Annotated in this window: 5 protein-coding genes; 3 read left to right on the plus strand and 2 right to left on the minus strand. The window is 70.0% G+C overall.

The annotated features are described in order from the left end of the window. Window positions 1-7: 7 nt before the first annotated feature. Complete coding sequence (locus Pflav_RS15845; RefSeq protein WP_232071472.1) at window positions 8-9,568, minus strand: LamG-like jellyroll fold domain-containing protein; 9,561 nt, start codon at window positions 9,566-9,568, stop codon at window positions 8-10. A gap of 410 nt (window positions 9,569-9,978) precedes the next feature. On the opposite strand from Pflav_RS15845, the gene Pflav_RS15850 reads away from it, so the two are divergent. The 3 genes from Pflav_RS15850 to grpE all read left to right on the plus strand — a co-directional run bounded on the left by Pflav_RS15850 (window position 9,979) and on the right by grpE (window position 13,745). Next, window positions 9,979-12,012, plus strand: coding sequence for a tachylectin-related carbohydrate-binding protein (locus Pflav_RS15850; protein ID WP_173036859.1), 2,034 nt, complete (start codon window positions 9,979-9,981; stop codon window positions 12,010-12,012). Window positions 12,013-12,129: 117 nt separating this feature from the next. Next, a complete protein-coding gene (locus Pflav_RS15855) occupies window positions 12,130-12,849 on the plus strand; it encodes a hypothetical protein (RefSeq protein WP_173036860.1) in 720 nt (239 codons plus the stop codon). Next, the gene (gene grpE, locus Pflav_RS15860; protein ID WP_173036861.1) at window positions 12,822-13,745 is read left to right on the plus strand and encodes a nucleotide exchange factor GrpE; all 924 of its coding nucleotides are present in this window, start codon (window positions 12,822-12,824) and stop codon (window positions 13,743-13,745) included. The genes Pflav_RS15855 and grpE overlap by 28 nt, the downstream gene beginning before the upstream one ends. An 11-nt stretch (window positions 13,746-13,756) precedes the next feature. On the opposite strand, the gene Pflav_RS15865 is transcribed toward grpE, so the two are convergent. Next, on the minus strand, window positions 13,757-14,305 hold the full coding sequence (locus Pflav_RS15865; protein ID WP_173036862.1) for an RNA polymerase sigma factor: 549 nt from the start codon (window positions 14,303-14,305) through the stop codon (window positions 13,757-13,759). Window positions 14,306-14,349: the final 44 nt, after the last annotated feature.

Consider the following 14,349-nt stretch of genomic DNA (forward strand, 5'->3'; position numbering starts at 1 on the left):
TTATCCATCACATTCTGATGGGCAGGCCCGCCTGCCTTTCCATAGGGATTCGGGGAATCCGCGGATCGCCTCCGTCTGCGCACGTACACTTCGTCGAATGCGGCCTACCATTGGTGCTTGCCGTACCACCACAATTGTGAACCAGAACCGACTGGTCACCGGCGACTACATAGTACGTGTGGAGGGTGTCGACGGTGAGGTTGTAGACGGTGGCGTGTTGGGTCTGGGTGTGGGTTCCGGCGACGCGTACCAGGCGGCCGTCCGCGGTCTTGAGCCACTGGCCCTGCCTGAGTTCGACGGCGTCGATCCACCGACCGCCCGGGGTGTGGGGGTTGCCGTCGTGGTCTTGCCAGATTGGGTGTCCGTCGGTGGCGACGATGGTGGCGGTTCGGTCGCCGTGGCTGCCGTCGACGTCGATGGTGATTTCGACGAGGTGCTTCTCGCCCGTGCCTCTGATCGTGGCGGTGACTGGCTGGGCTTCGGTCTTTCCCGTCGTGGGGTCGGTGGCTAGGACCAGTTCGCCGACTCGTACGTTCTCGATCGGTTTCGCATCGCCGTCCGCGGTGAGTACCGGGGTGCCTGGCGCGAAGCTGTTGCCGCGTATGGGGCAGCTGCCACCGGCGGCCCTGGCCGCTGATTGGGTGCCGGCGCGGTTCGCGCTGGAGAGCAGGCCGCCGCTGAGGCGGCCGCTGGCGATGCTGCTGATCTCTGCGCGGGCGGCGCCGAGGGCGCTCTGGCCGGCTGCCCGGAAGCCGCCGCTCAGTGCCCGTATGCCGGCGCCGAGTGCCTGGCCGCCGATGGAGCCAAGCGCGCCGCCGAGCGCGCCGGTAAGGCCGCCGATGGCTGTGGTCTTGAGGAGGTTCAGGCCGCGTTCGCCGTTCATGTAGCCGGTGACCGCGGAGCCGATCGCGCCGGCTAGTGCGCCGCAGGCGACCGCGCCGACGCCGGTCCAGCCGATGGCCACCCCGCAGCCGATGCCGACGACCGCGCCGACCGCGATGCCGGCGATTGTCGCCGCGTGGTCCTCCACGAACTGGGTGGCGTTGTCCCAGGCTGCGGAGGCACCCTCGACAAGCGGTGCCAGCTTTTCTGTTGCCGCCCGCCAGAGGTCTTGTTTGAACTTTTCCGGGTCTCTGATGGCTTGTGCGGAGACCGAGACGACCTTCGCGGCGAATTTGACGCCGACTGACACGATCTTCGCGCCGGCGACGATTGGCGCGAGCAGCGCCTTGACGACGGGCAGCCTGGTGAACTTGACGGCGTGGGCTATCGCCGCTCTCGCCTGTTTGGTGACGGCGGCCTTCGCTTCGTAGTACTTCTTTTGGGCGGCTCGGGCCTGTTGGGCGGCCCAGTTTTTGAAGTTGCCGCTGCGTAGGGCGGCGATGCCCTCGCCGGCCTTCCTGATGACGGTCAGGCCGATCTTGACGGCGCCTTTGAGGAGCGCCCCGCCGGCGGTTTTCAGCGCCGACCAGCCGGCTTGGACCCAGCTTGAGTTCCACACGGCTTTTACGCCGTTCCAAACCGGTCTGACGATGCTCCTGGCAACGGATGCCGCTCGGTTGAGGAACTTCGGCCATTGGCCGTCTGGGTCGTCGAAGTCCAGTGGGGCGCCGGCGCCGTAGGTGTACCGGTTGGCGAGGATGGAGTCGCCGCTGCTGTAGTTGGCGGTGTCGCGTGAGGTGAAGGCGCCGGCTTCGGGCTCGTACCAGCGGGCGCCCATGTCGACCTTGCCGGTGTCGGGGTCGGTCCAGTCGCCTTGGAAGCCGAGGTTGCCGGTCTGCCCGTCGCTGTCGACCTTCTTGCCGAACGGGTCGTAGGTGGTGGAGTCCTCCAGGGCGGGTAGGCCGGTGTCGGCCGGGTCGAATGCCGCTACCACGTCCCCGTGGGCATCGACGAGTGGGATCTGCCTATCCGCTCCGCGGCCGACGGCGAGCAGTTCGTTGCTGGGACCCCGGGAGTAGTACTCGGTGCCGTCGGTGACCACGTCGTCGCTGAGGCCGGCGTATTGGAACGACAGTCCGCTGCGTGCGACGAGGCGGTCCAGGCCGTCGTACCCGTAGGCCTGGCCCTCCGACGAGACGAGGCGGTCGAACGCGTCGGACGCGTACTGCTCGGCGAGGCCGGAACTTGTTCGGGTCAGGCGGGTGCCGCGCGGCGTGTACGTGTAGGTGTAGTCGCCGTCGGAGGTCAACCGGTTGCGCTCGTCGAAGACAGCGGTCTTCGAGCCGTTGCGGACCCGGTTGCCGGCGGCGTCCCAGGCGTAGGTGACGGTGCCGTTGGGGCCGGTCCACGAGGTAAGCCGGCCCGCGCGGTCGTAGGTGTAGCTGTTGTTGCCCGCCCCGGCGGTTCCCGTGGTGTTCTTGCCGGTGAGATGACCGTTGAGGTCGAATTGGTAGGCGACCGAGGCGACTGTTCGGCCGGCGCCGTTGCGTAGTTCGTCGTTGTTGATCCGGCCGTAGTCGTCGTAGCCGAAGGTGCGCAGCCGGCCGCCGCCGTAGTTGACCGTGGTGATGCCGCCGGCCGCGTCGTACGTCAACTGTTGCCGCTGGCCGGTGATGCCGTCGGTCAGCCAGTCGAGCCGGCCCTTGACGTAGCCGAAGGTGGCGGTGCCGGACGCGTCGGTGCGGGAGGTCAGGTTGCCGTCGTCGTCGTAGTCGAAACTCGCCGTTCCCGAAGGGCCGGCGGTGGACAGCAGCGCGCCGCGGTCGTTGTAGGCGTAGGTGTTCGTGCCGTTGGGGGCGCTGACGCTGGTCAGCCGTCCGGCGTCGTCGTAGCCGAGGGTACGGGCGGCGGTGGCGGCCTCCGCGCCGGATCCGGTCTCGCCGGTGAGCCGGCCGGCCACGTCGTAGGTCCGCTGGCGGCTGACCCCGCCTGGTGCGTTCGCGCGGATCGGGTTGGCGTCGGCGTCGTAGCTGACGGTCCAGGTCCGGTCTGCCGGTGCGGGATGGGCCGAGGTGGCCGGTTCGAGCACGGATTCGGGCAGGCCGAGGGTGTTGTACGTGTAGATCGTGGCGTTGCCCCGGCCGTCGGTGTAGCGGGTGCGTGCGCCGGCCTCGTCGTATCCGAACCTCGTGGTGATCGATTCGGTCGCGCTGACCGGTTCGACCTGTTCGACGAGTCGATCCGCGGCGTCGTAGCGGTAGGTGGTGGTGGATTGGTAGGGGTCGGTCGCCGAGGTCAGGTTGCCGGCGACGTCGTAGCCGTAGGTTTGCGAGCGCAGGACCGTGCCGTCGGCTTTCAGGCTTGCGTCGCTGACCCGGTTGCCGAAGAGGTCGTACGCGACCTTGACGGTGCGGCCGAGCCCGTCGGAGACCCGGATCTGGCGTCCCGAGTGGTCGTAGCCGAACAGGGTCGCTTCGCCGGTCGGTGCTGTGGTGCGGACGAGGGCGCCGAGGGTGTCGTAGATGTTGGTCGTGGTGGCGCCGCTCGGCGAGCTGACCGAGGTGACGTTGCCGAGGTCGTCGTAGACCATGCGGGTGGTGAGGTTGCGGGTGGTGGGCCGGCGTTCGACCGCGGTCGAGGTGATCTGCCGGTCCAGATCGTCGTAGGTGTTCTCCACGCGGGTGCCGGTCGGCCCGGTCGCCGAGAGGACCTCACCGGTACGGGTGTACGTGTACCGGGTCACCGCGCGGTCGTCGTCGGTGGTCGTCGGGTCGTCCCGGCTGGTCATCCGGCTGAGCTGGTCATAGGTGTAGCGGGTGCTGCCGCGCGGGCCGGTCTCCTCGACCACGTTGCCCAGCCCGTCGTAGGCGGTGCGGCTCTGCGGGGTGATCGGCAGGCTGGCCCCGGGCGGAAGGTACGTCGGCGCGATGCTGTGTACCGGCCGGCCGAGCCGGTCGTACTCGACGCGGGACACGCGACCGCGCGGGTCTCTGACCGCCACCTGCTCGTCGAAGGCGTTGTAGCCGACCGTGCTGGTGGGGCTGACCGTGCCGCCGGACACGCCGCCGCTCTCGACCGCCACGGCAGGCCCGGTGACCTGGACCTGACGGCCGAGTTCGTCGTAGGCGTAGGTGGTGGTGAAGGCCCTCTTGTCCGCGCCGGGAACGTTGCCTCGGGGGTCGGTGGTCGACAGGCGTAGCCCGCGCCGGTCGTAGGTGTAGCTGGTGACGCGGGTATCGGTGCCGGCGACGACCTTCTCCTCGACAACGTTGCCGACGTTGTCGTAGGCGTACTCGACGGCCTGCGGCGTGGCGACCACGGTCCACGGGACGTTGGACGGCGTACCGGACTGGGTGGTGCGGGTGACGTTGCCGTTGCCGTCGTAGGCGTAGGTGCTGGTGTGGCGCAGGCCGGTCGGGTCCAGGACGGTGGCGGTCAGCTTTCCGGCCCGGTCGTAGCTCTGCTCGGTGACCCGTTTGCCGTGCAGCTCCACCTTCCGGGTCAGGTTGCCGGCGCCGTCGTAGGTGTTTTCCTCGACGACGTAGTCGCGCTTGCTCCCGTCCGGATTGCGCAGGTCCTTCAGTACGACTTTGTGCAGCAGGTCGTCGCGGTAGTACTGGTACTCCAGGCGCCTGCCCATCGCGTCGGTGTCGCTGGCGAGCCGCCCGGCGAAGTCGTACGAGTACGAGTGCAGCACCAGGTAGTCGCCGGTCCCCGTGCCGGGCGAGCCGTCCGGATCGCTTCGCCAGTCCCGCAGCCGTACCTCGGCGACCTTGTTCTGCGCGGTGTACGCCCAGTCGTAGCGGTTGCCGTTGGCGTCGACCATGGTCGTCTTGTTGCCGAACCGGTCGTAGCCGTAGGTGGTCTCGTTGCCCTCGGCGTCGACGACCCGGCTCGGCCGGTTGTATTCGTCGTACTCGGTGCTGCTGACGCGGGCCGGATCGGTGCCGAGCAGGTCGGTGAGGGTGACCTTGGTCTGGTTACCGTCCAGGTCGTACTCGTTGGTCGACCGTGCCTGGTGCCGGGCGCCGCTGATCGGGTCGGTGGTGACCGGCCCGGTGACCGTGGCCGGCCGGGAGCGGGTGTCGTAGGTGTAGGTGGTGACAACCCCCGCCGGGTAGCTGTCGGAGATCTCCTTCTCGCTGGTCAGCCGGCCGATCGTGTCGTAGGTGTACTCGGTGACCACGCCTGACGGGCCGGTGGTCCGGGCGAGGTCGCCGTTGGTGTAGTACGCGTGCCGGGTCGTCTGCTGCCGGGCGTCGGTGCTGCTGGCCAGCAGCCCGGATGGCACGTTGCCGCGGTCGACCGCGCCTTCTACCCCGGTGGTGTAGGTGTGGCTGACCGTGCTGCCGTCCGGGTTGACCTGGCTCGCCAGTTGGCCGTTGGCCCCGTAGACGTACGAGGTGCGGTAGGTGGTGTCGGTGGCGCTGCTGGACCGGGCGTCGCGCGACTCGGTCGCCAGCTCGCTGCGCGGGTCGAACGGGCTGGTGACGGTGGTCGAGTACTTGTAGTGCGCGGTGAAGCACTGGGTCGACGTGCGGCAGGTCTTCCGCGACGCCAGGTTGCCCCGGGCGTCGTATGTCATTTCGACCGAGTCACCGTTTTCGTTGGTGACTTTGTTTTGGTAGCCCTTGTCGTCGTACGAGAACGTGCGGATGGCCATCCCGTCCACGGGATGCCGGATGAAGACCGGCCCGCCGGCGCTGTCCGGGATGACCGTGCAGAAGGCCGGGTCGCCTGGGTCGGGCTGGCTGCACGTTTCGGTTGGCGGGCCCTCGGGCGGTGTGGTCGGCTCGCCCGGGCGGTCCTCTTCGCGTATCTCCAGACCCAGGGGCGTGCCGGTGCGCAGCATCCGCCCGCTGATCGCGTCGTACTCGTACAGGTGCGGCCGGTTGCCTGGATCGAGCACCTGCACGCTGCGCCGCAGGTCGGTGTTTCCGCCGTAGACGGTGGGCAGGCCGATCTTCCAGGTACCGCCGTTGCCGTCGGTGTACTCCTTCACCCGGTCGTTGCCGGCGTCGTACTCGACCTCCGCCGCGACCCGGCCGGTGGGCAGGGTTACCCGGGTCAGTTGCTGCGGTGCGGGCTGCGTGTACCGGTAGTGGGCGGCGACGGTGTCCTGGCCGAGCGGGTGCGCGTAGACGGCGGCCTCGTCGATGAGTCCGGCGAAGTACCGCTGGGCCGTGGCACCCCAGGCGGGCCAGGAGCTGGGTGTGGTGGCCGAGGCCGCGCCGAGCTGGTTGTGGGTCAGCGTGGTGTGCTCGATGGTCCGCCCGGTGACCTCGCCGACCTTGACACCGTCGAGGTACATCGTCTGGGTGGTGCCCATGGCGGAGAGCACGGCGTGGTGCCATTTGTTGTCGTTGACCGCGGCGGCGGAGGTGATCGGTGCGATGGCCCCGCCGGCGAACTGCCCGCGTAGTCGACCGTCCGTGCCGGTGTAGAGGATCGGCACCCCACTGGTCGCCGGGGTCCCGACCGCCGTGTCCTGGTAACCGAGCAGCGGACCCCCGGTCTGGGTGACACCGATCTTGAACCACAGCTCGACGGCGGCGTCCCGGTTCTTCTTCACCATGCCCTTGGGCAGCTGGATGTGCGAGGACGTGCCGTTGAAGGCGGCGGCGGTCGTCCCGTCCATCACGCCGGGCTGGCCGAGCGTCACATTCCGGTAGGTGCCGGCGTCCTTGCCGAGGTTGACCGCCACTTCACTGGCCGCGCCGGTGCCCTCTTTCTCGCCGAGCCGGTAGTACGAGTCGGGGCGCGCGTCGAGGACCGCTGTCCGGTAATGGGAGCCGGTGCTGTACTCGTAGGAGGTGCAGGCGGCGTCCGGTGCGCAGACCTTGGTGAGCAGATCGCCGTCGTAGGTGTACGTCCAGGTGAGCGCCGCGCCGTTGACCGGGTCGGTGCTGACCGTGCCGATGTGCGAGCCCGACCAGGTGAAGTGCAACGCCCGGCCGGCGGTGTTGGTGAGGCTGTTGGAGACCTGTGCCTTGGTGAGCTTGCCCGTCGTGTCGTAGCTGATGACGATCGAGTGCGACGAGTTGTCGGTGATCTTGGTCAGCTTGCCGGCGAGGGAGAAGAAGTACGTGGTCCCGGAGCGGTCGAGCAGCTTCCACCCCGCGCTGTCCAACGTCAACCGGGCGACCCGGCCGGACGGCGCGGCGTAGCTGCCGTCGGGATTGCGGCCGAACCGGACCTCCTGGCCGTCCGGATAGCGGATCACCACGCTGCCCGACCCGTCGTTGTCCGCGGCCAGCTTCATGTCGTACCGGCTGGACCAGCCCGCGCCGAAAACGGCCGCCGGCCGCGGGTCGAGGCTGTTGTACGTGCGCAGCAGGTTGAGCTCCGGACCCACGGTCGCCACGGTGGCGTCGATCGCCGCCGTGCTGTAGTTGCCGACCTGGGCGTCGAACTCCTTGCCCTGCTCGGCGTACGGCGCCCCGGCGATACGGGAGATGATCTCGGGCTGCGGCACCGACGCCAGCAGCACCGAGTAGGGCGAGATGACCTCGTTGTTGGCGTCCTTGACGTAGGCCCGCCACGAGTAGCTCTTGCTCCAGGCCAGGCGCCCGGCGGGCACCGGCCAGGACGGCTTGGCCTGGTAGCCGGAGTTGACGCAGTTGGTCGGCTCACCGGCGTCGGTGCGGTCGCAGAGCTCGAACTTGTACTGGAGGGTGGCATTGGGCGGGGCATCGCTGTCGACGGCCTGGGCCCAGAGGACCGGCGTCAGCGTCGGGGCCTGGTAGCCGTTGGGCGGGTGGAGCTCCTGCACCACCGGCGGGACGTCGACCACCTGGAGCACGATCCGCCCCGGCGGCACCTGGTGGTCGGTGAAGACGATGCCGCCGGAGCGCACCATCGTGAAGTCGAGGAAGTACGCCCCGGGCGGGAGTGCCTTGATCGTCGCGTCGAGCGTCACCGACGCGCCTCGGGCGACGTTGCCGGGCAGGCTCGCGGAGCGCTGCTGGGTCACCGCACGGCCGGTCTGCGCGTTGTACGCCCGGTAGGCCAGGTAGTACGACCCCGGCGTCCAGGCCTCCGCACCCCGGTTGGTGACGATGATCTGCACCTTGCCGTCCTGGTTTTGCAGGACCGGCGGGTCGGGCGTCGGCCGGGGGATCGAGTACGTGGCGTTGTACGGCGTGTGCGTGACGTACAGCTTCGGCGCGTTGGGGGTCCCCGTGCCGCCGAACCGCTTCCACGCCCCGGAGTCGGTGCTGGAGGCCCGCAGGGACAGGCCGTTGTTGGCCTGCTGGCCGTTCGCCCACCGCTGGACGAGGTTGCGACCGGCGACGCCGAGGTCGAACATCTCGCCCGCCGCGGGGCACGCCGACTGGGACTGTCCGAACGCGACGTAGCCGTGCGCGAACGACCTGCTCGCCAGGGCACCCCCGACGGACGGCCCGGGATAGGCGTGTCCGGACGTGCCGCTCCACGACTCGGTCACCGGGTGGACGGTGACCGGACGGGCCCGGCAGGACGGCGCGTCGTAGTTGACCACCGACAGCGCGGCGCCGTAGATCGTGTGGTCTCGCAGCCGGTCTACCAGGCTCCCGAACCGCAGGTACGCCGCCGCGTTGGCGCCGTCCATCCGCCCGACGAGCAACTCCGAGCTGCCGGAGGTGGAGCTGCCACCGTGCACGTACATGCTGGTGTCGGAGCCGATCGCGTCCACCGGGGGCCCAACCGTGGGGTCGACCTCGATCGGGTACCGGCGGTCCGGATGCCGCAGCCAGGCGCTGTCCAGGTCGACCCGCAGGGCCGGCCCACCGGCCTCGGTGACGAGTCGATAGGTCACTCCGGTCGACATCGCCGGCCCCGTCGTGGCGGTGCCTGCGTCGAGCATGTATCCGGCCGGGATCACCGCGCGCCGCTGCCCGGCCTGGTCGGTCAGCACGACCTGGCCGCCGTCCAGGCTCGCGGTCAAACCCCGCAACCGCAGCGGGAACAGGTACGAGTGCGGCGCCCCCGCGGAGTGCAGCACCAGGGTCTCCTTCACCCCACCCGCCTGGGCCGCCAACCGCAGGTCCACACCCGGCCGCACCTGGGCGTAGGTAACCCCGTCGCGGCCCAACCGCCCGGCACTGGCAGCCGCGCCCGCCAGCCCGAACGCCAACTCCGTCGACCCGTCCAGGGTCACCTGGGCAAGCTGGACGTCGTCGGCCCGGGGCGCGAGCCGCACGTCGACCCCGTCGGCGGCGTTGTGCCAGCCCGCACCGCCGGGACTCGCGACGAGGTCGTTGTCGATCGGCTGCCACGTGCCGTCGCGATCCTGGTAGTTCAGCGGAGACAGCGAGAACTCGGTCGTCTGGCTACCATCGGCGTTGTCGTAGACCCGCTCGTGCGCCTGGCGCTCACCCGGACGCTCGCGGCTCGTCGCCCGGTCGAACCCGCGAACGGGGTCCATCGACGGCTCGGCCACGGATGCCACGTTTCGCGCCCGCTCCGGCCCCGGGCCCAACGAATGCAGCGGGTACTGCCCACGCAGTGTCCGCGGCAGCGACCGGTTGACCGATCCACCGGCCAGGTGCGACCGGCCCGCCGCCGAGCCCCACTGCTGCGCGGGACTGGGCCCGGCACTGTGCCGCCGCTCCGGATCGCGGTCACCAGCCGGCACCTTGCCTCTGGCCCCACTGCCGCTGACCCCACCGCCGCCCAGGCTCGCCGTGAGAGCGACAACGAGCACGGCGGCGAGGATCGACCGCGCGGCCGCACCGCGAGCGCGAAGCCGGCGCGCATTAGTCCAGCATTTACGAAAGGCTGATCTCGACACCGGATCCCCCATGCAGCCATTTAATCCGGACGATGCAGGCACCACCGTGTCAGCTCAGGAGCAAGCTGTCAACGCCGCATTGCAGCACTGGTGGCCGACAATGTCTGCTGACCGATATCTGACAGTCCTCTCCTCGCTCAGGGGGTCGACATCCGAAGCTGGACCGCAACAGACGCCCTTGCGACCCGAAGGTAGCGACATTTACTTCCGGGATGCAGGATAAAGAACCAGGAGGCCGGCCGACATTTTCCGCCGCAATGGAAATGCGAGATCCGAGTCCAGGTCAGATCAATCGATACCCAATACGGGGAGGGTACGAAGCCATGCGTCAACCCACTGATCGACGCCGCCCAGCGGGCAGGAGAAGGCGGCTGGGCGCGATCGGAGCGGCGCTCAGCACACTGGCCGTAACGATCGTCACGCCGTTGACCCAGGCGCCGGCGCAAGCCGCCGACACCGTGGTCTGCGGGTCTCCGGCCTCCGTGTTCGCCGCGGAGACCGGCGGCATATTCTGGCGGTATCCACTCAACTCGCCGGGCGAGACCACGAGCGGATGGCAGACCCGGGTGCGGGTCGGCGGCGGCTGGAACACCTTCGGCCGGGTCGTGGGCGGTCCGGACAACCGGGTCTACGGGATCAACGCGAACGGCCTGACCCGATACCGGTGGATCGGACCCGCGAGCAATTGGGAGCTCGTCGACGGCAAGCAGAACTGGGTCATCAGCACCGACTTCAAGGAATACGCCACCGCCGCGCTGCGCGACAAGATCACAGTCGACGAATCCGGCGATTTCTACACCGTCGACGCCACCGGCCGATTGCGCTGGCACCGCTTCGACGAAACGGCCCGCAGCTGGGTCGTCGCCGGCCGCGTGATCGACACCGGGTGGGACCGCTACAACCTCATCGTCGCCGGCAGCACCGGGGTGCTCTACGCCCGGGCCGCAGCGGACGGCCGGCTCTTCCGCTACCGGTTCGACCCGGTCAGCCAGCGCTGGCTCGACCGGGACCGCCTGGTCGGCACCGGCTGGCAGACTTTCACCAAGGGCGTCTTCTCCGTCGGCGGCGACACCCTCTTCGGCATCAAGGCGACCGGCGCCATGAACCAGTACCGGTTCCGGGAGGACAACAACACCTGGGCGGTACAGAAACCGGATCTCGGGGCAGGCTGGGCCGGCTTCGGCAACGTCGCGGCGTCGACCAACACCTGCCGGCTCAACGTCTCCCACACGCCGACCCGCCCCGTCACCACAGTTCAGAGCCACGCACCGACGGGCGCCATGCAGGCCGCCGCGAGCGACACCGCGCTCGGCACTCTCGAGTACGCCTACACCGACAACATCGGGCAGCTCCGCCACGGACGGCAGAACCCGGACGACTTCAACTCAGTACAGTGGACAACGGTGTCCGACGGCGGCGCCTACACCGGCAAGCCGGCCCTGACCGACGGCGCCGACAAGCGGGTGCACATCCTGTCGCAGAGCACGACCAGCGACGCACGCCAGCTCACCCAGACCACGGCGGGCACGCCGGCCTGGAACCCGTGGACCAACCTCGCCGGCGCGATGAAGTCGACGCCCGCGGCCGTCCGGCTGTCGGACAACACGCTCGTCGTCTTCGCCCTCGACGCCGACGGAGCGGTCTGGTCCCGGCGACAGGACGGGCCGAGCGGCGACCTGATGGCCTGGCGAAAGCTCGGCGGCACCGGATTCACCGGCAACCCGGTCGTCACCGCCTCCGCCGACCGCTCAGCCATCCTGACGGTCACCGACGCCGCCGGAACCGTCCACACCGCCACCTACCGCGACGGCACCCTAGGCACCTTTACCAGCCTCGGCGGCACCGGATTCACCGGCACACCCGCGGTGGTGACGATCCCCGGATTCCGCCTCATGCTCTTCGCCCGGCACACCAGCGGTCCGGTGATGGCCCAGCTGCAACACAGCGACGGGACCTTCCCCGGCACCTGGACCCCGGTCGGTGACGACACGATCACCCCCGTCGGCTCGCCCACCGCCGTGCTCAGCCCGAACACCGGCCTGGTATCCGTGCTCACCCGCACGCCCGAAGGCATCATCTACTACTCGGCCCAAACGGCGCAGGGCGCAGACACCTGGCGAAACTGGATCATCGCCAAGCCAGAGTCGGTGATCGAGCCCTACCCCACCGACCCGACCATGTTCACCTACACCTCGACCAACGGCACCAAGCTGGCGTTCGTGGTCCGCACCGCCGCCAACAGCGTCCGGCTGTACGAGATCGTGGAGCCGACCACGCTCCTCCACCGCACAGCCCGGCAGACCGCACCGGCGCCCACCTTCGTCGAGCGGCCCATCCCCCAACCACCCACCGACTGAAACGCCCGATCCACCAGGGACGGGGTCGTCGCCGAAAAAATGTTGGGCGGGGTTGAAACAATCCCGCCCAAACTCGGGTCTCTCCTGCGAACGGCGGCACTGGCCAAGGGAGGGGCAATGGAAGCGAACATCGGCGACGACCAGGTCACGGAGCAGTGGAACGACCTGGACGGGGACGGCATCATCGACACCCAGCTCGTGGACGTGGACGGCGACGGTCAGACCGACCTCCAGTACACGGACACGAACGTGGACGGGGCGCCCGACCTGATGATGACCGACTACGACGCGGACGGCGTCGCGGACGTCCAGGCGTTCCGGGACTCCGCGGGCGTGGACCACGTCGCGGTCGACGTGGACAGCGACGGGCTGGCCGACCAGGTCTTCTCGTCGGGGCCCTTCCCGGTGGAGGTGAGCGCCCCGGTCGGCACCGGTGACGCGCCGATCTTCGACGTGCCGGCCACGACCCTCCCCGACGCGGGCCCGTCGGCGACGACGTACGGGCTGACCGGCGACACGGCCGCCATCGTCGACAGCGTGAACGCGTCGATGGCCGACGCCGGCACCATCTACGACTCCGTCGTGGACCCGGGCTCGGTGTCGGATGCCGAGGTGGACGCGGCGATGGAGCGCGCCGACAACGCGGCGCAGAACTCCCGCCTGCTGGAGGGCGACATCTACCAGCGCGAGGTCAGCAACGACATCTACCAGGGCAACCTCGACCGCCAGTACAGCGAAGAGGCGTCCCGGATCGAGACGGACACCTACATCGAGACGGAGAACGCCGTCTCCCGCGCCGAGGACGCGGTGTGGCAGAGCGAGCAGGCCCGCTCGTGATCCAGCGCGGTCCGGCCGCGCGGTTGGTGGCGGCGTTCCTGCTCGCGTACTGCGTGAGCGGATGCGCCGCCCCGGTGGTGGCCGCCTCCGGCCCGGACGGCGGGGCCGCGCTGGCGGTACGCGACCTGCGGGCCACCACCGCCCCACCACCGAGTGGCCCGGCCAAGCAGCCGGTCGTCCGGGCTACGGGTCCGACGCCGGCGACGCAGAAGCCGAAGCCGACACCCACGCCCACCGCCGCGGCGCGCACGTCGGCGCCGGCGGCGACCGGTACGCCGGCACCGGCGCCCGCGGACGGTGGCGGCGGCGCGTGGTGGCTGGTGGGCGGTGCGGTCGTCCTGGTGCTCGGCGCCGGCGCCGCCGGCCTGGTCCTGTGGTCCCGGCGGGGCGGCGAGGACCCGGGCCGTCCAGTGTGGACATCGCAGGCGCAGCCACGCGGTCCCCGGACGTTCGGTCCGCCACCGACCGGGGGCGTGCCGGCGACGGCGGTCCTCGTCGACGCGTTGCGGCGGGTCGCGGCCAGCGGGGTCAGCCCGGCCATCACCCAGCAGGTCGACCGGCTGCTTGCCCGTACCGACCTGGACCGCGACACGCTGGTGCAGTCCTGCGTCCGGTACCGCGACCAGCTCGACCGGAACGAAGGGCTGCGGCGCGACCTGCTCGGCGCGCTGAACGCGGTGGGCGTACGGGAGGTCGTCGTCGGGCGGGAGCGGTTCGACGGGCGGGTGCACGAGGCGGTGGAGGCGATCCCGGCGCCGAGCCGTGCCGAGCACGACGTGGTCGCGCAGACCGTCCGCTGCGGTTACGTCGACAACGGCCGGCTGCTGCGGCCGCCGCGCGTCGTGGTCTACCGGGCGGACATGGCCGGCGAGCCGTTTCCGACGGAGCGGCGGTGAGCCGGCTCCGCTCAGCCGGCGAGCCTGGCGCGCAGCTGCTGGCGGGCGCGGTAGATCCAGGTCTTGACGGTGTTCAGCGGCACCTGCTGTACGGCGGCGACGTGCTCGTACGTCATCCCGCCGGCCCACAGCAGCAGAGCCTCGCGGTGCTGGTCCGGCAGCACCGCGAGGGCCGCGCGGAGGTCGACGAGCTCGGCGACGGCGTCCGCGAAGGGTGGACGGCCGTCGCCGCGTTCCTCGATGCCGTCGAGCCCGGTGTGGCCGGCGGCCGACCGGTGCCGGACCACGTCCCGGGCGGCGTTGCGGGCGATCGCGAGCACCCAGGCCGGGAAGGGTGCGCGCCGCTGGAACCGGTCGAGGTGGCGCCACACCGCGAGCTGGGTCTCCTGCACCGCGTCGAGCGCGTCGCTGCGGTTGCCCGTCAGGTGCAGGCAGACGCCGAAGACGGGCCGCTCGACCCGGCTCCACAGCTGCCGGAAGGCCTCCTGGTCACCCGCCCGGGCGGCGGCGAGCAGATCGGCTTCCCCGTCGTCGCCCTCGGCTGTCGGCTTGTCGGGCATCAACGAGCCATGGCATGGAACGTCCCCACAAGACGGTATGAGAC

The sequence above is a fragment of the Phytohabitans flavus genome (assembly GCF_011764545.1).
In the GTDB taxonomy this organism is placed as follows: domain Bacteria; phylum Actinomycetota; class Actinomycetes; order Mycobacteriales; family Micromonosporaceae; genus Phytohabitans; species Phytohabitans flavus.

Coding starts and splice junctions, on each gene's coding strand:
- Pflav_RS15850 (WP_173036859.1), top strand. CDS start 9,979: ATGCGTCAACCCACTGATCGACGCCGCCCAGCGGGCAGGAGAAGGCGG.
- Pflav_RS15855 (WP_173036860.1), top strand. CDS start 12,130: ATGGAAGCGAACATCGGCGACGACCAGGTCACGGAGCAGTGGAACGAC.
- Pflav_RS15865 (WP_173036862.1), bottom strand. CDS start 14,305: ATGCCCGACAAGCCGACAGCCGAGGGCGACGACGGGGAAGCCGATCTG.